General features: G+C 54.9%; 19 protein-coding genes and 1 pseudogene. 7 read left to right on the top strand and 13 right to left on the bottom strand.

Features of this window, described 5'->3' with window-relative positions; genetic code table 11:
- Positions 1–188 (top strand): hypothetical protein (locus BN2476_RS47685; protein WP_218274516.1); only part of this gene is annotated, 188 nt, incomplete at its 5' end.
- 140 nt (positions 189–328) lie between these two features.
- On the opposite strand, the gene BN2476_RS11755 is transcribed toward BN2476_RS47685, so the two are convergent.
- A complete protein-coding gene (locus BN2476_RS11755) occupies positions 329–763 on the bottom strand; it encodes a hypothetical protein (RefSeq protein ID WP_218274515.1) in 435 nt (144 codons plus the stop codon).
- Positions 764–1100: 337 nt separating this feature from the next.
- On the opposite strand from BN2476_RS11755, the gene BN2476_RS11750 reads away from it, so the two are divergent.
- Both BN2476_RS11750 and BN2476_RS45460 read left to right on the top strand, forming a co-directional pair.
- The gene (locus BN2476_RS11750; protein ID WP_218274514.1) at positions 1101–2240 is read left to right on the top strand and encodes a DUF8426 domain-containing protein; all 1140 of its coding nucleotides are present in this window, start codon (positions 1101–1103) and stop codon (positions 2238–2240) included.
- A 429-nt stretch (positions 2241–2669) separates the two neighbouring features.
- Positions 2670–2921, top strand: coding sequence for a hypothetical protein (locus BN2476_RS45460; RefSeq protein ID WP_143810949.1), 252 nt, complete (start codon positions 2670–2672; stop codon positions 2919–2921).
- Positions 2922–2969: 48 nt separating this feature from the next.
- On the opposite strand, the gene BN2476_RS11745 is transcribed toward BN2476_RS45460, so the two are convergent.
- The 6 genes and pseudogenes from BN2476_RS11745 to BN2476_RS11720 all read right to left on the bottom strand — a co-directional run bounded on the left by BN2476_RS11745 (position 2970) and on the right by BN2476_RS11720 (position 6507).
- The gene (locus BN2476_RS11745) at positions 2970–3302 is read right to left on the bottom strand and encodes a DUF4160 domain-containing protein (RefSeq protein ID WP_087734346.1); all 333 of its coding nucleotides are present in this window, start codon (positions 3300–3302) and stop codon (positions 2970–2972) included.
- A gap of 157 nt (positions 3303–3459) precedes the next feature.
- Positions 3460–3672, bottom strand: coding sequence for an HNH endonuclease (locus BN2476_RS49695; protein WP_369122648.1), 213 nt, complete (start codon positions 3670–3672; stop codon positions 3460–3462).
- A 161-nt stretch (positions 3673–3833) separates the two neighbouring features.
- Entirely contained in the window at positions 3834–4211 is a 378-nt protein-coding gene (locus tag BN2476_RS11735; RefSeq protein WP_087734301.1) for a hypothetical protein, read from the bottom strand.
- A 151-nt stretch (positions 4212–4362) separates the two neighbouring features.
- Positions 4363–4818: a hypothetical protein gene (locus tag BN2476_RS11730; protein WP_087734300.1), complete on the bottom strand. Its 456-nt coding sequence runs from the start codon at positions 4816–4818 to the stop codon at positions 4363–4365.
- Between the two features lie 530 nt (positions 4819–5348).
- Entirely contained in the window at positions 5349–6005 is a 657-nt protein-coding gene (locus BN2476_RS11725; RefSeq protein ID WP_087734299.1) for a GIY-YIG domain-containing protein, read from the bottom strand.
- A 77-nt stretch (positions 6006–6082) separates the two neighbouring features.
- Positions 6083–6507: pseudogene (locus tag BN2476_RS11720) on the bottom strand (DUF6884 domain-containing protein).
- A 433-nt stretch (positions 6508–6940) separates the two neighbouring features.
- On the opposite strand from BN2476_RS11720, the gene BN2476_RS11715 reads away from it, so the two are divergent.
- Positions 6941–7741, top strand: coding sequence for a hypothetical protein (locus BN2476_RS11715; protein ID WP_087734298.1), 801 nt, complete (start codon positions 6941–6943; stop codon positions 7739–7741).
- Positions 7742–8458: 717 nt separating this feature from the next.
- Here BN2476_RS11715 and BN2476_RS11710 read toward each other — a convergent pair.
- From BN2476_RS11710 to BN2476_RS11695, 4 genes are all read right to left on the bottom strand, one after another.
- The gene (locus BN2476_RS11710; RefSeq protein ID WP_087734297.1) at positions 8459–9445 is read right to left on the bottom strand and encodes a DUF4435 domain-containing protein; all 987 of its coding nucleotides are present in this window, start codon (positions 9443–9445) and stop codon (positions 8459–8461) included.
- Positions 9442–10887, bottom strand: coding sequence for an AAA family ATPase (locus BN2476_RS11705; RefSeq protein WP_087734296.1), 1446 nt, complete (start codon positions 10885–10887; stop codon positions 9442–9444). The genes BN2476_RS11710 and BN2476_RS11705 overlap by 4 nt, the downstream gene beginning before the upstream one ends.
- 1259 nt (positions 10888–12146) lie before the next feature.
- Positions 12147–12482, bottom strand: a complete 336-nt coding sequence (locus BN2476_RS11700) for a hypothetical protein (protein ID WP_087734295.1) — start codon at positions 12480–12482, stop codon at positions 12147–12149.
- Between the two features lie 1303 nt (positions 12483–13785).
- Entirely contained in the window at positions 13786–14700 is a 915-nt protein-coding gene (locus BN2476_RS11695; protein WP_235850791.1) for a hypothetical protein, read from the bottom strand.
- Positions 14701–15001: 301 nt separating this feature from the next.
- Here BN2476_RS11695 and BN2476_RS11690 point away from each other — a divergent pair, with 301 nt between their 5' ends.
- The 3 genes from BN2476_RS11690 to BN2476_RS46435 all read left to right on the top strand — a co-directional run bounded on the left by BN2476_RS11690 (position 15002) and on the right by BN2476_RS46435 (position 18573).
- Entirely contained in the window at positions 15002–16519 is a 1518-nt protein-coding gene (locus BN2476_RS11690) for a ComEC/Rec2 family competence protein (RefSeq protein ID WP_143810948.1), read from the top strand.
- 213 nt (positions 16520–16732) lie between these two features.
- Positions 16733–18001, top strand: coding sequence for an HNH endonuclease signature motif containing protein (locus BN2476_RS11685; RefSeq protein ID WP_087734293.1), 1269 nt, complete (start codon positions 16733–16735; stop codon positions 17999–18001).
- Between the two features lie 410 nt (positions 18002–18411).
- The gene (locus tag BN2476_RS46435) at positions 18412–18573 is read left to right on the top strand and encodes a hypothetical protein (protein WP_160111698.1); all 162 of its coding nucleotides are present in this window, start codon (positions 18412–18414) and stop codon (positions 18571–18573) included.
- Between the two features lie 263 nt (positions 18574–18836).
- Here BN2476_RS46435 and BN2476_RS11680 read toward each other — a convergent pair whose 3' ends face one another.
- The gene (locus BN2476_RS11680; protein ID WP_087734344.1) at positions 18837–19739 is read right to left on the bottom strand and encodes a restriction endonuclease; all 903 of its coding nucleotides are present in this window, start codon (positions 19737–19739) and stop codon (positions 18837–18839) included.
- Between the two features lie 290 nt (positions 19740–20029).
- Positions 20030–20287, bottom strand: a complete 258-nt coding sequence (locus tag BN2476_RS11675) for a hypothetical protein (protein WP_143810947.1) — start codon at positions 20285–20287, stop codon at positions 20030–20032.
- Positions 20288–22384 lie beyond the last annotated feature (2097 nt).

The raw sequence follows: 22384 nt of genomic DNA, 5'->3' as shown, positions 1-22384 counted from the left end.
CGCTGGGCGCCGATCACCGCCTGATCGCCGGCGTGCACTCCCCGGGGTGCCATGGCCGGGCGCTTACGATCGACCTGACGTCGGCAATTGTGCACGGTCGCGAGGGCATCGGCAATCGTTGTGGCTGCAGCGTGGCCTGCGTGGGAAATAGGATAACCACCGCTGTCGAATTCCGATCCCGACGGTAAATTTACGTGTGATTCGGCCGCATCTCCTGATTTCGCATGCCGATCAAACCATGTCCGAAAACCTACAATCCAGTGCGTCGCAGGGTGCAACAGGAGACTGAATAGAGTCAAACATTTACCCGGCCACCAAACGCAAGCATCTATTTGATATGCGTTGCGACAGCTCCAATGATAGAACCAGTAAGGCCCCCCACCGCGCTCGCAAGTGCCAGCCACCAGCGCCTGTCCTTCTGGTGTTCAAGCGCCCGTGAATGAAGATTCACCGCCGTGTCAACGAGCATTTTTATGTCTGTCGCGGACAGGGGCACGCGGGAAATCCGTGCGTACGATTGCGGATTCGCGTGAATCTTTTCATCGTATTCCTCGTTCGACAGCACTCGGTGTTCATCGACGTCGAATCGCTTTGGAAATTGACGCCGCCATACTAAAGAGGCTCGAACACGTGCGGAATCGAGCCTGAAAAATTCCGGATGCTCCAGGAACACCTTTTTCCATTTATCGGCTTGACTCTGATCAGCGGAGATTCGATCAGCCCAATCGGCGAAATCCAACTTGTAAAATTTGTACGTAGCCATTGCCTGGATTGCTGCGATAACGTCACCTAGCCTGTTCGGATCTGCTAAATACGGCGATGGAGGTTGGGATGATCTTCCCCGGAATGTGCCCATTGCTTCTTTGTCCATAGATAGGATGTTGGTTAATCGGCAGGAGCTTGCGGCCGACAGAACTTGATATCGCCGATGAGATCGCCGGGGCGACAGAGGCGACGGCAGAACCCTAGATAACGGGAGCGTCGGAACAGTCGAAATCGTCCGAACACGTTTCTTCCTGCAACGGCTCACCACGGATAAAAAAATACTTCCGCAAGACCACCTCCAACGCGTGGAGTTTTCAGGTCACCACTATTGCCTCATGGTTGATAATCGCGTTTCTCATTCACAATTTTACTGTCAATTTATGAATCTCGAGGGAAGGACGGTCTGGCAGCAGGCCGCGGGTGATACTAATAGAAACTACGTCAACATTTGCCTTGAGTGGGACGTCATTCTCAACGGGCCGGGATATGCTGGAGCGATGCCACACGCCGTCGAAAAATTAAGAGCTGATGGTTGGACGCCAAGGAAGATTACAGACCTGAAGCGATTCTCGAGCGTCATGGCCCCGGGCGATATCGTGGTCCTTCGTCTTGGAACGAACGAGGTACACGGTGTAGGCGAGATCACGGGCCCGTACGAATGGCACGATAAGTTTGGAGATATTGATGGTTGGGATCTCCAACATGTTCGCCGGGTGAAATGGCTCTGGAGACCAGAACGCGGACCTAAGCGATTCGATGCTTATGCGATGAACCTGGGCGACACGACCCAGCGTCTTTCGAATGGACCCGTGATCGATTGGCTCCGAACGCTTGAGCTTTCGCCTGGATGTGAGACCACACTGACAGTCGCGGTTCTGCCTCCACACGAAGAAACGGAGATCTCGCTTCATGCCATTTCCTCGTTCCTGTTCGACCATGGCGTTGCAAGCTCATCGATCACGAGCTTACTGAATGAAATTGGCGAGCTAACGCGGATTGGAAGATGGTACAAGCGCGCCCAGAAGCCTTCAGAACATGAGACTGTGGCTTATCTTGTTGTGCCGCTACTGAGAGCACTTGGCTGGACGCCGCAGCGTATGGCGGTCGAGTGGAATCGTGTTGACCTTGCACTTTTCGATCGCTTGCCTCGTAACGACGGGAATCTTTGTGCTGTTGTCGAGGCAAAGAAGATGGATGATTCCTGCCTCACAGCTATGTCCCAAGCGCTTCGGTATGGGGAGACAAGAGCTGGCTGCCATCGCTTGATTGTGTCTGATGGACTTCGCTACGGTGTTTACACGCGTTCAGGCGAGGGCGCGTTCAAGCTCTACGCCTACTTCAACCTGATACGGCTGCGGAAAGACTATCCGGTGTACCGATGCAAAGGCGCCTGCGAGGCCCTGCTTGCCTTGGCGCCGGAGTGGAAGCCGGGTGCCGAACTCAGCATGGCCGAGCCGGTCGAACAAGCCGCCTAGTCGAGGGGTGCAGCGCGCCCGAGCGCTTTTCTCTTGCTTATCGTTGTTGAAAGCCGAACGTTCCTGGTGATGTCGGGCCAATCCAAGGCTGCACGAGATGGAGTTTTCCGCTCAGCACAGGCGCTCAGGACGCAAAGGAGGCGAGAATGATGCGCTTGCGCACCGAGACTGCATGCTACTCGCAGAGAATGCGCTTTTGGCGGGCCTGCGGACGCAGAGGGGTGCGACGCTTACGCTGACAGCGCAGGCGCCGAGAATGCCTCCAGCGCGGCGTGGTGACGGCGACTTAGTCAGGAGGGGACGGCACGGTCCACGCGAAAGCATAGCCGCTGCAATTGATTGCAGGATTACTACGGATGCTTCTCGAGACAAAACGAGCTGATACGCTTCGGACTATTCGGTGGGCGTGTTTTGGGTGAATAGAGATGAATGAACGAGCATCATTCGGCTATTCGGCTTACCGGCATTACCAGTGTAGATCTCTCGTCTCGCCGAAATTTTTGGGATGTTCACGCCTACTGTAATGACAGCGACCGCTGCGCCGCCGTGCCATTGGCCTGCATCATCGGTCTAGTTGCAATCAATTGCAATTGCGAAGGCATCGCTTCGATCGGCAAATCATCTGAGTTCCCAGACATGAGTGAGGCAATCAGGAACGGTCTTCAGCCGGTGGCATGGTGAAAGGCGACGACCGCGAGTCCCGCGTCTCGCGCTGTGCGGGGCGGCGGGCTAAAGCGCCGATAGAGACTTGGCGAACGGGGATTCTGGGTTGCCCGATTGCAGGGCGCGCCATATCGCCAACAGGCCGGGCTTGTTGGCGATGGCCCAGGCGGACACTGCCTTGTCATACTTTTGATCGAGGGTTCCCTCCAGCCTTTCGCCGGTATCCACCGCATAAACCGCCGCGTGACTATGCGGTCCGAAGTCCACGTGAAAATGTGGCCGCGAATGCCCTGGCTCCTGATACATCTTGATCTTGATTTGCTGTTTCTTCGTCAGTAACTTATGGAGGACACCCGCCTCCTTGGGCGGTATGGCGGATACGTAATCCACTGCGGACATTAGATCACGAAGCGATGCAAGATCCTCGTCACTTATCTGTGGACGGCCGAACCTGGCGCGTAGAACGGCGATAAGATGTCTTATCCTGTCCATTGATGGGCTCCCAAGGTTTGCAGCGTCCGTCGATGCATGGTTAGCTACGTACCGCACGATAATGTCAATCTTTTCGCAAATGCGCTTTCAGATCAGCGATGGACATGACATCTTTGTTGGAATGGAGCATTGCGTGGCAATTCGGGCAGACTGGTCGAAGGTCGGCAATGGGGTCGACGTTGTACTCTTTGCGAATTTCTGTCAGTGGCACAATATGATGCACATGAATGAAACCTTCGCCTAAAGGGCCATACCGTAATGCAAATCGAACCCGCATACGGAACAAACGGGTCCATAGTGTCGGATACAGGCTTCACGTGCCCGCGTGTTTCGCTCGAATCGGTTCACAGTCGAGTTAATTACCGCACCCTCGATACAGTCCTTGGCGTCCTTTATTTCGTCAGAATAACGATGCAGTGAGTCTTCTAAACCAAGGCGTTATGGTATGTCAATCTCAATTTCGCCGAGTGCCTCGTTCTTCGAGGCACCCCTGATGACTTGTTCGGCCGACTTGATTTCAGCGGCTTTTACGGGTTGCCCCTTGGGCTTCCCTTCAAGTCGGTCGTGGACTTTCGGCAAACCTTTTTCGGTTAGCGTAAATCCCCCTTCCATTGCGCTCTTTCTGAGCCAGTCATTGGCGGTCCAATAGGCGACAGCGCGCTTTCGCAACAGAAATCGAAGAACGTCGGCGCGCATCGGCGAATCCTTCCGAAGCTCTTCAGGACTGTCGAGTCCCTGCGAAAACATGAATGAGGCAATCGTGTGGGCAAGGAGCCATTTGCCTGTCAGTTCAGATTTCGGTCGGTAGATAACCATCGCATTCCTCCTGGAGGCTAGTGGTATCGCGTACGCCTTTTAGATACCCTGAACGGCCTGGGTGTGTCAGCACCACGGCGCAGCACTCAGCGCTCCAGTTAGACCGTCACGCACCTACCGTCGCGAGCCTCCTTCCCCGCTGCAACGTCAATCATCTCGCCGACAGTGGTTCGGAACTCACAGCAGATCGCACGGTCTCGGCATAGATCAGCTCATCGATGAAAGCGTGAATCTTAAGCCGTTCCTGCTCTTTTTCGGCTTGTCGGTAGTCGTACCCTTTGAGGTCGTTCAATAGCCGATAGGTACTACGCAAGCGGTCCAGAACAATGCGTTCTTCAGCCTTCCTGTCACCCGATTCCTTGTACTTCATAAGCACGGGCAGTCCCTTGCTTTGCAAGTAGCGCACGGCCTCACCGACCTTGAAGTCGGTCGACGCGGAAAAATTGGCGGTAACATAGTCACCAATTCGGCCCACATGCTTTGAACTCTCGCCCACGTAGAACGGAACTGCCTCATTTTCACTTCCCGGGACGTAGAGGAGCACGTACACAATGCTTCCCCGATCGGGAAACCGCATGACATCAAACTCGCTAAGATCGACCTTCATGCCATACCTCCTCGGTTTGAGGGATTTCATTCATGACTTGGCAGCCGTTGGAAACACGGAACCCGTTTCGCGAGCCCTGCGTAACGGACCGTCAATAGGAATTCGTCGCCGCCTACGCCAGCCTTAGAGGATTTTCGTCGCGACAAAACAGTCACCTCTGTGCGCCGGCCAACCAAAATACTGAAGTGTCAAATGCGCCGAGAACTTCCAACGTGCGTAACTCGACTTCCATATTGTTCCGGTAGTCCAATCACCATGGCGCTTATTTCCAAAGCTGGCAGCACATGATCGATGTTCTCAACGGGCAGGCGGAAATGGTATTCGCGGCAAAGCGACTGATGAGGTAACAAAGCTGGCTGTTGGGATTGCTGGTGTCACGCTCATCATTGCTTGCTACACTGACTGGGGCATGTGCTGCAATTGATTGCAGGACGTCTAGGGATACGCGAATATGAGAACGTTGTGGGCGAGAACGAATCGTTCAATCTGGCGGTTCGTGTATTCCAACGGCGGGCGTCAGAGGCACATTCCTACGAACGTTCACGCTTCGACGTGGGCAAAGGCGTTTCCTGTGCCGAGCATTCCAGGGTATCCAAGAACCGTCGGTCGTATGCCTCATCGACATGATTGTTGTTCCACAATCCCGACTCGCGAACCCGTTCCCGATCAGCGTGGCGTCCCAGCCACTGGGCCGAGGACGCGTCTAGTGCGTCTCGCCGGTAGTTGCTGAGAAGAGCTATGCTGTTGCGCTCTATAACGCCACGGAGACTCTCGGGGCCAGGCGGATCCGGCACAGGGACGAATAGAAAGGGCATCGATTTGATATATACGGTAACAGCGCATTCGAGCGGCTTCTCCATCGCTTTTACAGCGCTACCCGTTATCCCCATCAGCGCTGCGGCCTCGCGGTGATCCTTGACTCCCCACGAGGCCGGCTCGGCAAGACCCTCGCGTTTCTTGAGCGCCGATCCGATTAGCAAGCGGAATATGGAACTGCGGTGGTTGCCCGAGCCGTCGCGAACAATGCCGCGATGCTGGGCCAAACGCTTCCGGAGCGTCGCGCTCGATTGCCTGAGCGCGTGCGTGCCCACCCGGACGACTCGCAAGCCTTCGCCGGAGTCGGTGCGCTGTTCTCCCTTTTCGAAGAAAAAGTAAACGCCGTGAGTGGGCCAGCCCGGCCTGTTCACGGGATTCGTGAAGCCGCAGCTTACCGCCGAGACGGGTCTCGACCTGAGCGAGGATCGCGTAGAATCGCCGCAAATCGTCAAGCCTCTCCATTTGCGTCCTTCAGCCAATGCAGTTGTTGGCCTCTGCTCAATCCTTCCATCGGTACCTCGACCGTGCGCGCCCGGCTTAGCAGATAGTCCGTCAGGAATTCACGGTAGCGGACTCAGCCAGGATGACGATACGATCCGCAGCCGGGACAGCCGCCTGCATCTGGCTGATGACCTTGCTGGACCAGGCTCGACGGTCTCCAACATTCATCCTGTTGAGCGCCTTCTCGTAAGGGGCGATCACCTTCCCGGGTTCGAGCAACCCGTACTGGGCTGAAAGAATGTACCACGATGGTCCGAACGACTCGGCGTAGGCTCTGGCTTTCCGGAACCAGTCCGAGGTGTAAAGCGATTTGGCCGGGCACGGCGCGTCCCGCTTTTGTTTGACACAGGAAACGAGAACTACCGTTTTCATAGACGCCTCCGTGGTTCGAACGGTTACTTGGCCTGACGCCAAAGCCGATCATCAGCCAGACCCGCGGGAGTGAGTCACTCCGGTCGCGTTGTTCCCTGATCGACGACGTTGATGGCGCATCCGAATGGCGATTCGTTGCGAGCGTCGAATGGACGGTGCACCACAAAAACGTATCGGCGCCCGACCATGGGCCGCCACAGCACCGCGTGCAATCAATTGAAATCGCTCCTCAGACGCGAGTGATGCGACATGGGGCAGCCGTCGACCCTTGAGCGGCCGGTCGTCGAGCATTACTCGTGCGTATGACCGCATCTTGATAGTCGTCACAGGTGAACAATTATCTTGCCATGTCGCCTTCTTGGGGAGAATAATTTCGTGCATTATCCCTGCAATAACCTGACGTGCTTGGATTTAGTAACTGTTAGCCACCTCTATGACAAGCTGCGCCTATTGCCAAGAAGAGCGCCCGCTTACACGGGAACACATAATTCCGGCATTTATATACGACTTCCAGAAGCAACTGGAAGGTTCCGTCACCGGTTGGAACGAGGTAGCACAACGCATGGTCGGTGGCGAGGGAAAAATCAAAGACGTTTGCGAAGACTGTAACAATCGGGTTTTGAGTGAACTCGACTCATATGGCAAGCGTTTGCTGACCGATTCGGGTCTTTTTGTTCAAAACTACACGAGGCAAGACCTAACATTGCAGTACGATTACTCACTGTTGCTTCGCTGGCTCCTCAAGATTTCGTTCAACTCATCGCGAACAGACGGAGCTCATAGCCATCTCTTCGAACGTTATATTCCATTCATTCGAGGATTGGCGTCCCCACCTTCGCGCTTCCAAGTGGCGCCCCTCGTATATCTGGCGCGTCCAGAGGTTGTTGGGTTCTCACAGATCGGCGCAGATTCCTTTGCTCGTCTGTCTCAGGGGGCGTCTCGGCTAAACCCTTTCATCGTTCGGATTTGCTACGGCGCAGTTCCCGGAGAACAGGACTACGTTCTCCGGCTGAACATTTTCGGGCCAGCGGTTTTCTACCTTCTAATTTTCCGTGAAGGCATCTTACCAGGCCACGCCGCTTCCGCAATTCGTCGTCTGACAAAGTTGATGCCAGGCATTGCTGAATTGAGCCCTAAGCGGAAATTGGTGGAGGTCCACTCAGGCCAGAAGACTTGGCTCGATCTATATGAGCATCAAGTTGCCCGCACAAGCGCACTCAACCAAGGCGGTTAAGCATTCTATGAGTCGCCTATCTCCGGCCTGAGTCCTTCTGCGTCGCTCATGCAAAAGGTTGGATGGAGTTCGCCGTTTCAAAATCGATGGCGACGTGGAGGAGGAACGGCGCGTCAACAGGTATGGACGAGGCACAGCATCAGCTGTGTGCGGAGCACATCGAAGGGGGAGAGCGATGCAATATTACTTCCTGCACGCAATCGTTATCGCGATAGGTTGCCGTGCGGTGCTTTCCAGTGTGTTCGATGTCAATTCGCGCGAGGTGTGCCACCTGTCCGGCGGATAGGTGAACTGCAAGCCCTCCGCGGCAAACCAGCCGTCGTAGCGTGAACGCGCGGCCGGTTGACGGCGGTCGACGCAGTCTCAGAATCGCTATCAATTCATGTGAGCGCACATCCACGCGGATGTTCGATGGGCGGCCGATTCTGCACCCAGACGGCGGTTCGCTGCAAGCGTCGAATGGGCGGTGCAACACGAAAACGTATTGGCGTCCTACCGTGGGGCACAGCGCCGTGCAATCAATTGCAATCGCTCCTCAGACGCGAGCTATGCGGCATGGGGCAGCAATCGGCCACGGCAAGCTTCAGACGTACACCGGTGCGTTCGGATGGAGATTCAATCGTCGCCTACCGCCAAACAGCGGCCCCTTATCTTAGTCGAGTAGTCGGCGCGCAGACCCGGGCTCCAGCTCCGATCTGCGTCTTACCCCCAAGAAGATCACGCGGCGGCTGCCGCAGCGTCCTCCGGCCGACTTCTATACTCTTCAGGAACTTGAAAGTGTGCCCCGAAACGGTTGATCTGCGGACCTAGCGATTCCCAACACCTGCCCACGATTCGCTCAAAGCTGTCGACAGGTACATGCTTCAGCAGTTTGAGGTATCGGTTTAGAACCCCCAAGTCGAGGAGGTTACTACCTAGTCTCTTGTCGATAAAATGCGTCATAAAGTACAGTAAATGCTTGCCGCTAAGGTGGTCGTCAGGCGACGTGAAGGCTATCCGGCGCCCGCCAACTGGAATTTCAAACGCCGCATCGAGTTGTTCCTGCAAGATATCAGTGTCCTGAAGATGCGGGTGATTATCTTCGCATGCAGCGAGAAATTTTTCCTTGTACGCGTCGAACCACTCATCCGCAACGCCAGAAATATCGCTGTCCACCATTTCGGCTGCAGAAATTTTTGTGGTTGAAATGCTGAGTCTTTCCCGCCTCGCCACCAAAAAATACCGCGTTACGCTTGTATACCTATCGATTAGCCGAGTATGAAATTGGCCATAGTCACGAACCTTCTCTTCAGCTTCACCGTAAGTGATTGGTGGATCAAGATGCTCAATGGCCGTGTTCAGTAAGGCACTCAAGTTGATCATATAGTTCTCGAAACAATGTTTCTCAAAGTAGATCAAGTCATTAATATCGACAATGTCACCGAGCAAGTCGCCATAGTCTAGGTCAATAATGCCGATGCGCGGGACGCCGAGCACATTTTCCGACCTGATCTTCTTGATAACTTGACTACAACCGCCAAGGCAAAGAACTTGCACCCGCTTGATGGACGGGAACAGCATGCGTACAAATCGGTCGTAGAGTGGTTCCTGGCCAGCGTCCTCAAAATAAAAAAAGCAATCTGTGGTCGCTTTGAGTAGGATGTCACGCCCATAAAGGGCCGCCTCACTGTATTGCGGCACGGCTCGCACGCCCTTTTTGCTCACAGATCAGCCTCCGGGCCGTCCTGATATTGGGGCTCCAGGACAACCACCTTGTCCGGGGCACGTCCAACGATTTCAGGCGTGTGGGTCGCCAGAACAATCTGGCATCCGGCGGGTTTCACTGCGTTAAGCCCATCGGCCAGCTGCTGCTGCCACGCTAGGTGAAGTGAAAGCTCGGGCTCGTCAATGACAAAAATACCTGGCGACTTTGTGAGAAAGCAAAGGTAGGTGAGCGCGATTAAAATCTGCCGCTCCCCCGACGACAGTGTTTTTATCGAACGTAGTTTTTCTTCCGAGTGGTCCTGATTGGACCCGGTGTCCTGCTTCACTAGCGCGAAGCCTAAGGTATTGGTGCGATTATCGAAGGCGAGTCGCTTGCCACTGTCCGCCATAAACAAATTCAGCGTCTTGAGGTATATCTTTATCTTGGCGTACGCCTCTTCAGTGCGACGACGCTCTGTATTGAATATGTTTAACAGTTCGCTGACGCGCGTTTGCCGACTGATGAGCAAAGCCTCGAGCAGATTAATCTTCTCATTGTTAACCTCTTTCGCGCCAATACTTACTGACCTAAAAATATCAAGCAATACCTTCGTGTCGGCAAAATATTTATCGACAGTTCCCTCGAACTCAGGATCCTTCGGCCGTATTGGAGACGTCTTTACTCGAACTTGCAGGCGGCTGAGATTCTTTTCAAGATCGGCCACAGAGACATTTTTTGCATTGGACAAGAAGAGGTCGTCCGAAAACGAGAGTGACATGATCTTCTCATACGACGTGGTCCGTATTTTCTCCAGCCGGTCTTTGTATTCGGTGTACAGGCGGGTGGTTATGCGAAGCACCACATCTATAGGGTCCTCCACTCGCTGCCCGCGCCGCGTTACACTCGCTTTCACGCCACTATCTTCAATTGACACTCCCCCGGAGGAGTCAGACGCGGACAAAGTTCTATCGACACGCAGAAACGTCAGGGGCAGCGCAGCCATGGCGTCTTTTACAAGTCCACTTTGTTCGAAACCCATTGGCCTCATAAAAGGCCCAAGCTGATGAGCACCTAACGCGATTTCAGAAGGGGAGCGCAAGAACGAATGTTGTACTGACATCGAAGACAGGATGTCTGCCGTCGACGGCGTTCCGAAAATTCGAGTCTCGTACATCGGCTCGCCGTCTCGGCCAAGCGCAACCAGAATACCTCCGTCATTGTCGCGGTCCAGCGTCAACCGAGAGCGCTTGCCGTCGGACAGTAAGAAAAGAAGCGAGGCGGATTCGAACTGTGTATCGAGCAATCGCGCGACATCGAAACGAAGCATGTCAGACATCATCGTAAGGATGCTGGTCTTTCCCGATCCATTCATCCCCACAATGACGGTCAGATCGTCGTTAAAATCGACCCGGGCGTCGATAAGTCCGTGCAAACCCCTGACATGAAATTGTTGAATAGGCATATTGTGCGCGCAATATTAGTAGCGTTGTATTTGGCTCGATAATGTACACGAACTCGCCCTCTTTCGAACGTCTTCTTTGATCTAGTCAGCCTGTTGCATTTCCAGAAGGCGGCCGCTAAACCGAGCTGACAACAATAGAATGCTTATGGCTGCATCGCCGACAATCGGTCTGCAGGCACGATTGACCTGACGACCGCTTGCACTCACAAGGCGTCAATTACAGGTCGGGATGTGCCGAGACCGAGATGGGTCCGACAACAGGAATTCGCCGTACTCGACGGCGGATGGTCTAGAGCGAACTCCAACAAGAAGCGGGCGGCAAGTGCAACGTCTGTGGCAATCGTCGACAGCGCACAGTGACCGCAGTGCCGTTGTCCTGAACCCTCTGGGTGCCTCCTCCCGATTGCAATCGATTGCAATCGGAGCTGACAACGCTTCGACGTGCGTTGCGGATTGCGCCATCAAGTTCCTAAATTCATTCAGAATATCGGGATACTTCAAACTGGTCTCTCGTGCCGAGGCTATTGGTGATATTTGTGCACGCACACTCTTCTGCCGAAGTCAAAGCACATTGATGATTAGCCCACGATCGTTTGCAATTGATTGCAAGACAACTTCGGATACGAAGGTAGGGAAGCGCACAGCCGCCTCGGATGGCAAATCGTGCCATCACAAATACGTTCGAGCTGGAGCAGCTTCACGTCGTCGTCAGCGCGGCATTGACCATGGAGCAGCGTCGACGCGATGTCTTCGAGGGTGGCAGGCGATCCGTGAAGAAACCGGGCGGTGCGCCGTTTGCTTGACGATCACGCAAGCGAATAAAGTTGGAGACGCTCAGTGCAATTGATTGCAATGGAGACTGTCCGGGCGGGCGTCAATCGTCAATTCACCGGCTTCTACATGTAGACCACCCGAAGCGACAATCTTCAACGTGCCGTAGCAGCGGGAGATCCGACGCTAGCGAATGACACATAGGGCAGGCAGCGGCATCTTTTTCGTCATTTGGCGGTCGCTGCCACTCGTTCGGCAACGGGGCGCCTCAATGTAGAACTGTCTACACGAGATTCCTCAGAAGCGTTTGGCTGGCCAGCACCTCGATGGTAAAAGGGGCGTCGTGGGCAGCTTCCGAGCGACAGCCTTGCTCGTTCGACGGTACGAGAGGCGCAGGCGAGGCTTTTACGGGATTGAAGCGGCAGCGTCAGCGGAAACAACCCCCGCAGACCCGTCGGAGGTGAGCAAGGCCACCAGCATCTAAAGATCTAGCGTGGATAACCTGCGGATTGGAGATCTTGGACCAGCTCAGCATCAAGAACGGAGTTACCAATCAGTTCGTCAACCCGGAAATTCGCGTATGCAAGCTTTGAGATTGCTTGCAGTTCACGTTGCTCCAAGTAGCGGAATGCACGTAGAACTTCATTGCAAAACGTGTCCGTCTCTTTCTCTTGAACGAAGCCATACCTTCCTTGAAGGACCTGGGCATGACCCCGTGCCTCAGCATCCCCTATGCTGCGACCATCTCGCTGCTGCTTTCTCAGGATTGCGCGGCCAATTGAAAGCAGAATGGCGTCGCTGACGAACCCGGTGTAGTTTTCCATAGTGCGACCTCATCGATCTGACCAAGTCTCAAGCCTGAGATAAATCGCGCGGCAATTCAAGGCTTCCTGTCCTGGATTTGCGCCCTGCCGCACGTTTGCCGTGACTCACTGCGAAGTCGTCGACGGTCCTGTGACGGTCCGATTGTCAATCGAAAAGCGGCAGGGCACGCGTGCGCACATCGCTGCCGATAGGGGCACACACTTCTCTTCGAATGGTTCGAAACGTATTCCGAGAACCGGAGGGCGTTCTACCTACCGGCGTTGAACAAGGCTGCAAAAAAGGCGCTGTCCGATGATCTTGGTGAAGTGGCTTGATTGATCGCGTAGTCCGTACGCGCTTTATGTTCGCGCAATTTCCGCTCCGCGGCGCCAGCTCGAGAGCGTGCAGAGGTTTAACCTTTGGGCCGATGGACTGGCGGTTTCATTTAACTACTGCGATTGATTGCAGAGTTACCGCGATAAGATTTCATGTATAGACATTGTTGACCTTAAGATCCTGCGACGACCAACCGCGGTCATTTTCGGAACCATGTTTGTTGCTTCGCAAATTAAGTTAAATAATGTAATTAGATATCCTATAATAATTATAACATCGAGCTAGTCGTGGTTGATTTATGAACTCGTTATTTAACCGGCGATCATTTGCGGTGCATTCGTCGATCGAGGGAGTAGGACATGCCGCTTCTTTCGAGGTTGTTTACAGTGCTTACCCTTAGTATTTTTGCTGGCGCACTAGCCGCGCTGCTGAGCTTTGGTGTGGGGTATATCGTATTCATCAGCTATCACGGATGCCATTGTAGCTGTCACCAGTAGGCTGGATGAAAACATAGTTATTCTAGGCATTCGTTACTAGCGCGATAAACGCGTCGAGAAGATGAGGAAATCGCCAGTAAGATCTCTCTGGAGATTTAATATCTTTATTTGCGACGTAGCGCTTGATCCCAGGGAAGACATCTGGACCAAGTGCAATTAATTGCAATTCGAAATGGCACGGGTCGATTGAAGGATCTTTTGAGTATCAGAAGGAAACGCCGTTCTCGCCCCGAAGTGGTTCATCGACAGCCGACTGCGCTGCTCGCGCACGCAAAAGACCTGTTTGCATTTAGCTTCTCTCTGTTTCAGGTCATGCGGCGTCCGGCGCCAATTGCTTGGATAGGTTTGAGCGTACGGGTGTCCAAGGGAGAGTGACGGCACGCGCAGCGCTGCTCACGCTGCGGGCGAACAAGGAAACTTCCAATTGAGGGTTGACGATCCATCACGGCCGCTAAGCTGCCTCAAGTCCCTCATCCTTCAACTATACAGATTACAGGCCATCAAGTAGCTTTTCGTATTTCTCGGGCAATAACGCGAACTCGCCCCACGCCAGGTCCCTAACTGCGAGTCCAATCCCGCTTTCGATCACCTTCCCCCAAAACAGTACGATACGGCCGCCGGATTCGTCGTTGATCCCTTTCTCCTCCTGATCGGCGGCGTGAACTTTCAAGTAGAAGTCCTTGATTTTCGGATGGCATCGCAGCTCTGTCATCCGAATATTAGTAGGTTTTGGGGTGATGCCAGCGTTATAGGAACGGATGATCGTTCCATAGTAGAGGCGCGGGACGTCGCATTCCTCCGTGACCGTCGCAATGTCTATCAGGGCGTCGCATAGTCGCTGGGCGATGGCTGAATTCGGAAAAACGAAGAACTTATACAGATTCTTGTCAAACCCGCGGCGCAAGCCGGCCACTGTTGTGATCCGGCTTGGCAGCATGAACTTCTCGCCGCGGTGCCGCCCGATTGGCACGAGGGAAATCGGTCCTTCCATTTCTTCCACTGCGCTTTGGTCGTACGGGTCCAGAGGGCCGGCCGCCTTTTCGGGGCGGTCGCGCAGGAAGGAGCTGATGATTGCCAGCTGGTCGCTTTCGATGGCTTGCTTGGCATCCTCCTCATTCAAATATCGCTTCCCGTCTGCGAGCGGCGTTCGTAGTGTGCATTGCACATTACGGTAAGCAGGCCGATGGACAAAGCAGCATGCTCGTCCATTCGAGAATTTCACTTTGTCCTTTGGAGAACGGGATATAGGAGTGCAGCATTCAGGGCAGAATACCCTGTCCTCCATCTCAGCGGTGTAGTCATATGGCAGGACAAGCTCGGCCTCGGCCCGTAGCCGCGCCTGACTGTCCGTGCCGTATTCCCATGATGCATGAAGCAATGCGTGCTTGATTTTGTTTTCGTTCACCGTACCCCCGAAGATGCGATGTTCTTCCTAGTTTCCGTAAATCTACAGTAAACGAAGAATAAGGTGAGCAGAGGGCGGTAGCTTTCATATCCGCACGCGCCCTTACTGTAAATAACGCCGGCCGTATGCCGTTAACCGGATATCGCGGTTCACGTTGATGGACGCAGCAGGTTGCCCATGGCACCTCGCGTGGCAGTTTGAATTCGAAGTAGATGACTGGGCTGAGTTCTGAGGCTATCAGAAAGCTCGGATCTTGAGCCGGCCCATTGAATCTATGATTATTGTTAGCTAGGAGTCAAGTTTGAACCCGCATTTTCGTCGCGACGGGGATTTGCCACGAAGGGTCCCCGCCCGGGCGTATGGTCGCCTTGACCATATCGAATGGCCCTCGGATGGTGGCACTGTTGCGTTGCTCGCGTTCGACCTGATTGACGCAGATTGGCTCGTCAATACAGGGCTGAACGATGCGCGCTTTAACATAGATGATCGGTCTGCGTCGGAGCTGGCATGGCAGAAATGGTGGTTGAGTGCAAGCAATCTCCCCCTTCCAATCTCCAATCCGTTCGAGGACGCTCCGTTGTACCGGCTTGAGGTCGAGCTTCCCGTTCGCGGACACTGGTTTGGTTTTCCTCCTTTGCCGGACCCCCGCAATACAGTCGCGTTCAGTGCGGCGGTGCGGGATCTCGAGGCCGTCTGGTTCGAATTCACCGTTGCCACCGATGTGCAAGGGGGATATGCAGCGAACCTTTACCCCGCGCTGTTCTCCAATCCCGTTCCCGTCTTTGTCCGAGGCAAAATGCCCACAGCCGAGGAAGGGAGAGCATTGTCCGGCATCTTCTCGTTGGCCAGTTTGCCCGCCATCTCTACAGGCACGCTCAAACAACTGCTTTCGGCTGCGGCGGCGACGTATCTTGCCGCGTACGATGTCGGGCAAGGAAATGCCAATGCACTATTGGCCGTACGCCAGACACTGCACCCATTGCCGACGTTGTACTACGACCTTGGAGCCGGAGTTTACAGAAATAAGCACACCACGCCAACCCAGTTGGTGTTTTGCTTCACCGAATCACCATCAATCATTCTGTCGCATTGGGATGCTGATCACTGGGCTGGAACCTACGCGACGCAGGTTGCCGGCGTATATCCTGCTCTCTCCAGAGTGTGGGTCGCGCCCTATCAGATCGTTGGGCCCGTGCATATTGCATTTGCTTATGACGTTATCTGCGCCGGAGGGGCGTTCTTCACTTATTGTGCACCTCCGGGAAGCCCGGCTACCGCGTACCTTGCAGATGGGAAACAACTGGCTTTTTCGCTTGGAACCGGTATGGACCGCAACGGTAGCGGCATTGTGCTGGCCGTTGAGCACACCGCGCACCCATCGCCTCGCAGTTGGATCCTGACGGGCGATTGCGACTATCAGTATTCCATGCCTCAACTTACCAGCGTGCCGCCGGTGGCCATGGTGGCACCCCACCATGGCGCAAAGCTGCTCTCCACAACTGTCGTTCCGCCGCCTCACCCAGTCGGTAGCTATTGCCGTCTTGTTTACTCGTTCGGGGCCGGGAATGCACATGGGAAGACCAATGTGCGTCATCCCACGTCCCAGGGCGTTACAGCTCACGATGCGGCCGGATGGGATCATGGTGTGTGGTCTCTCAGTACACCGGGAACGCCTTTCCCGGGTGCTGACGTTCTGGCGACGTCGGAGCATCTGCCCGGCGTTGCGCGCGGCGGAGCGCTTGTCGGGTGGGATGCGGCGCCGGTACCGCTTGGGGCGCCATGCGGCGCGCATTGCACGACAGCACCGACACAATCGTAGGAATTTGACGGGGCAGGCTTGATAAGGTCCTGCAAAGCTCGAAAAGCGGCTTGCCCGCACACCGTGACCTCGGCTGTGGCGATGTTTACCTTGTCGCTATTATGGGGGTCTTTAGCGCAAACTGCCGTAAATGCAGAAGATGATGGGGCTCGTCGAACCGGAGTCGTCCGAAAATAGTTTCGATGAAAAAGCAAGGATAAAGGTCAAGCGCTTATGGATGAGGTTCGCCTGGTCAAATTTGTGAGAGGCCTCACTTCATTGGAAGCCCTGACTTCGATGAAGAAAAACACCGCTGATAGAAATGGGCTGACCGAAGAAATCGATCGGGCCTTCCGAGATCGCGAGTTCGAGCTGTTTCAGGAAAAGACAGCCGACAGATTGCAGCGAAGTCTCGATTTGCTGACGCCGCTCGAGTTAAGAATCATCCGGGGGCTGGCAGCTCTCTGGATGACCCACGAAAAGCGGTTCCCTCCCAATCGTTCGATTCAGGCACTTCGAAACCGGAATGGAGATCTGATCAGGTTCGCTGAGGATGTCGTGTCGAGCGGGCTGGAGTCGAGTGGCTACCGGCGCTTGAGCGTAGCTGGATTTGACGATCTGGTGTTCGAGCGGGTCGTACTCGACAACCCGCAAGTCTTCTCGATGAAGGCTCGTGATAACGCTCGGCGCAGACTGAAGTTACTCGAAGACTCATCCGTCGAGCGATCGGCAACAAACAATGAACTACCACTTGAATGTGACACCTTTTCGACCAAAGATCTGCTCGAGGCAATCGGATTCAGAAAGCCCCAACCGACGGCCTGGTACGCGCTGCGAGACGAAGAAATCGTCTTCCTGTCGTGGGTGAGGGAGGCCGACTTCGAGCGCGGTACCGCGAGAATTCTTGCCGACGAGGGAGATATTCGACCAAACTTTTATCATTGGCGTTCGCAAATACAGCGTATCAAGGCGGGTGAGTATCGCAGTGCGTACATTGTCTTCGGCTACAAGGGGCTGGATAACGCGAACGTCCAGCGAAGCCGTGAGCTTAGGCTTTACACCTTGAAGGAAATCCAGCAAGTCGGCGTCGAAGTTTTCGCAACTATCGCCCCGGTCGAGCCGCTTGGGCAGCATGGCGTCGATCATGATGTTGCGTCGGACGGCAAGGAGGAGGGTACTGAGCGCGGTGGACGATTTACAACTGCGCCAGTTCGTCCGGAACAGGTCGCATTCCGGCGTGCATTGTTCGAGCGGTTTGACGGTCGCTGCGCGCTAACAGGATGCGCGGTTGCTGAGTTGCTGGATGCAGCACATCTTCCTGGCAGGAATTGGGCGCTTGGGCACAACTCGGCAAATGACGGGATACTGTTAAGAGCCGACCTGCATCGTGCGCTCGACACGGGCCTGATTCGTCTAGACGCCCGCCTTAGGCTCGTTTGGGTGCACTCAAGCGTAACTGACCTATACGAGCGCTTCCGCCAACCCGGAGACTTCGACGCATGACTCGCCACCAGCAAGATTGTATCGCCGTTGCGGGCGCAACGAGTGCGGGCGCTGTGCCTGCAACGGAAGAAGCGGCTCTCGAAGCTATATCCAGCGTGCAAGGAACTGACGCACAAGGAGTCGGGGCAGCTGAAGCACTGCTCAAGGGGCGGGCGACCAGGCATCGGCCGTGCAGACAACTGATCAAAATTTGCTTGGGAGGTCAAGGTAAAGAAAGGGCTGTCGCTAGCACCAGAGCGGTCGGTAATTGGCTTCGTGCTGATGCACTACGACGTCGCGTTGCAATTGATTGCAAAAGCGCGGGAGACTCGTACCGCAGAAGGCGCTGATGGTGAAGCTGAAGCCAGTGCACTCCCTGCAAACGCCGGTCGTTGTAGACAGACCGACCAAAAGAAAGGCAGGAGGCCGTTATGGCTGAGCTCGAAGCGATCGACGCCGGCAAGAAGAAGCACGAGACCGGAATGAGCGACGCCGTTCTCCACGGGGTGTCTCCGGTTGCAATTGATTGCAATCCGGGAGCGCGCTCGTTGATTGCCACCTTGAACAGCGAAGCTCTACGTGTCTACATGTAGAACGCGTCACGGCGCGAATTCTTCATGGGTCGTTCGAACCCGCAAGCAGGCGCGCGAGGCATTGAAACGGCCAAGTTTGGCCCAAATTTTCGACGTATTGGCGCAGGTGACTAAGCCCCGGCGGCCGACGCATTCCGATGTAGGACTTTCTACGGTTGGGACCGCTTGCCCGCATTGAACTCGGCACCATCAATGATCCGGATGCTCGCACGTCCAATACCTGCATCAGCAATCAGTTCTTTTCATTGGCTTTAACTTTCTTTTTAGACCGATGGGGCGTAGAAGTAGATCGGCGTCAGTGGCAACATCGCCTTGTCATCTTCGGCAATCTGCGGATAGAACTGTTGCCACAATGCGATGAGTCTGTCGAGGTCGATCAACTCAACATGGGCGTGTGAATTGCGCGCCGCAGCTTTCGCGTCGGGCGTGAAGCTACCCGAAGACACGAAGATGCCGACATCGCCATCCTTCTGAAGCAGCCCCATCAGCTCACGCACTTCCTGGACCTTCGCCGCCGTGTCCGGGCGCTGCTTGACCTGCACCTTGATCCGAGGCGAGACCGTTCCGAGGGGATCACGGTAAGCAATGATGTCTACGCCGCCGTCTTTGCCCGCGGGTGCGACAAACGGTGTGAAGTAGCCCATTCCGCGCAGCAGTGCTGCAACAAGGTCCTGAAACTCGTAAGGGTTTTTCAGCGAAATCTGCTTCTTCAGACCCTCGGCGGCAAGCTGCTCCATTTCGTGGATCGTCGCTTCCTGGGCCTGTTCGCCGACGTCGGTTACCTCGGTTTCGTTCGTGGGCTCAACAGACGGCTGATTCTTCTCACGCCAGATGCGATAGGCCTCCACTGCCGCGTTCAGGAGGCCCACGTCACCGAGCTTGAGCGCCTGCTCCCCCTCCTTTGTCAGGTACCAGACGCCCTTCTTCTTGAGAAGAAAGCCCGCCTTGATACAGGGGATGCTGTAGAAATGCAGGATCGATTGCCAACGCACGTAACCAGACTTCTCGTAGGTCTCGGTTGCCCAATCATCGAGCGACACACGAGTTTCTATTTCCGCAATGACTTCCCGCCCGGCCAGCTCGCCCCCACGCTCCTGGAGGATCTGGAAGGCAGCAAAAATGACCTTGACCGCGAGTTCGCGGGACCGCGATAGTCTGGTTGCCATACTTCTGTCTCCAAGGCCCCGGCAGGGGACGACATTTTGCGGAGCCGGTTGAAAACCGTGCCACAGCTCGAGCGTGGCCAGGATATGGGAGGGGCGCTGCAATTGATTGCAGCATGGTTATGGATAACAGCCTGGCTGAAACCATGATTTGGGCCGACGCGCGACTCTACGATATCTGGTCTTCTCAAGCGGTGCTATGGCCGCGTTCCCGGTGCGAAGCAGCGATGCAATTCGCATGTTCAGTGAGCTGTTATGCGTTATGAGTAACCAATACTCTCGGCACACGTGAGTCAAGAGATCTCAGTCACAGCTACACGATAGTACTCTTTCAGGGCAGCATTCGACACTCGCTTTATCTCTTCAACAATTCCGATGTCGCTCCTACCTTCCGCATCCCTCAAAAAGAGAGCCGCTTTTTCGAAGATCTGATTCATTGTGCTGTGAAGTATGCGTGTCTGCTCGCGAAGGCATTTACGCTCCTTTTCACGTTCAAGATTGAGACGGGCGTGAAGGACGTCTATATCATGGTGGTCTACCACGAGCGTCACTACCCGATCTCCGCTCCTCAGCTCCCGCCTTGCTTGCATTCATGCGAATGTGAAAGGTTCCTGAGGACGAACGCACGTCTTCGCCCAGGGGTTTTCTCGTCAACGAGTTCGTGTTCTGTGAAATCGCTGCAGCTGGGTCCGCGATAGATCTTCATGCGAAAGATCTCCATATCAGTGAAATGATAGACGCCAGAACGTAGGCCAACGCGGATAGGACGCGTTCCAGTGCAATTAATTGCAACATTGATTGCCTAGTTGCCGCCAACCATGGAGCCAACAGTGTCGCGTGACAGCCGCAACGATCAATGAACCAAAGGGTGACCAGACATGGCCACTTGTGAGTTGCGAGGATTGATTCGTCGCGTAGCGAGCAGATCTTGCGAACAGCCATACCTCTTCCGCACGTTTTCTGTCACGACACAATTCTCGTCGCGGCGGACGCTTGCTTCTGTGCGCCGGCCAACCGATGTGGCGGGGTGGGCAATAGCGGCCCCGAGAGCGACAGCTTCAAGGTCAGAATTGTGTGCTCTGGGTCCCTCGACAGCGGGTCGACGCAGTTCGGTTGAACGTCACGTGCCGGCTGCCAGTTGTCCGGCGCAACAGGGCCGTGTCCGGCGGGGATCAACATCATGTGAGTAACGCGGAGCTCCGGAACGCTCGCCGCGATTGCAATCAATTGCAGCGGCTCGGACTCCACGTTGCTAGCGGCAGTGGCGGAGCCCGCGTGGCTGCTGTCCGCAAAGCGCCGGTACGCGCTGTTGTTGAGCCGGTTCTTGGTCCGCCGTAATCCGTGCCTGGGCCCCTGGAAAAACTTTTGCGGCGATGATTCACGAACAAGAACATCTACCCCGATCACCCGCTCGCCACACATCGGGTATCGCCTGAAATTCCGCGAATGGCTGATAGCGGTTTGGCTGGCAGCCGACTAACGCAGGATCGCCTGATTCAAAGGGAGCGGTGGAAAGGTTTCGCGGAACCGTTGCAATTGATTGCAGGATAACTAAATGCATACAAGGGATAAGCTGAGCCGTGGTCACCTGACGATGGTTGGAGGATGCCTTTGCCCGAACCTAAACGTCAAACCCCAGCGCTTCGCGCAACCCCAGCGCTTCGCGCAACCCCAGCGCTTCGCGCAACCCCAGCGCTTCGCGCAACCCCAGCCGCTCTCCGCTTCGCTCCGAGTTCCCTCGGCTTGCGCCTCGGCGGCAACACCTTTTTTTCTTCTTTTTAAAACCCAAAACCTTACATTCAACCTAGATTTCGACATAACCATCCCAAGCGATCCTCGCTAAACGAGGAAAGCTCGGGTGATTACGGTACAGGTTTCAACCTGAGTTCCGTCTCGTGCTCTCGAGAGAAGTCGTCACGAGTCAGCAGACTTGAACGCGCTTCGTTCCGCGCCCCGCTATGGTTCTGCCGGTGCGACACACCACGTAAATTCTGACCCCGGAGCTTTCGCCATACCCCACGCGTTCAGATGCGCGCTGGTGCCGTGATCATCTTCGTTGCTGCCCTAACTCACGCGATGCCGCTATCACCCCCACCAATGGCCCTTGCGCCTAGTTGGCCCCAATCTCGAAACCCGACTACCTGGCTGGTTATCCCCGCTATAGCCGATCCGGTTCGACGCGCGCGCAAAAACCCCGTAAAGCACTTTGATTGGGGCTTGGGCTTGGCGAGCCACGGCAACCGGTCCAGAGAGAATTGAGAAGATCATAGACAAGTTGCCGTACACAAGCCCCAATCGAAATCCTCGACGGGGTTCAGTTACAGCAAAACCAATTCTCTCTAGATTCGGGTGCCAAGCCGAACGGAACAATGATACCTCACTCTTTGAATCCTTGTATCGGGTATGTAATAGAAAATGAGGAATGCAGATATATTGTTAAGATTAGTGAAAGGAGGTGGATTTTGTGATTTTGTCAAAAAAAAGAGGTCGACTCTTTAATGCAAAAAGACGAGGCAAGAGACTTGTGCTGCGACGTTGATTCGCGGCTAACGGGAAGGCGCGCCAATGTTGGACTGAGAGTAGCCTCGATGGACATGAGGATGGCCGCGTCGCGTCAGCATGATTGCAGTCAGTTGCCGGAGATGAAC

Source organism: Paraburkholderia piptadeniae (assembly GCF_900007165.1).
GTDB lineage: Bacteria > Pseudomonadota > Gammaproteobacteria > Burkholderiales > Burkholderiaceae > Paraburkholderia > Paraburkholderia piptadeniae.
This window is presented reverse-complemented; position numbering and strand designations above follow the sequence as displayed.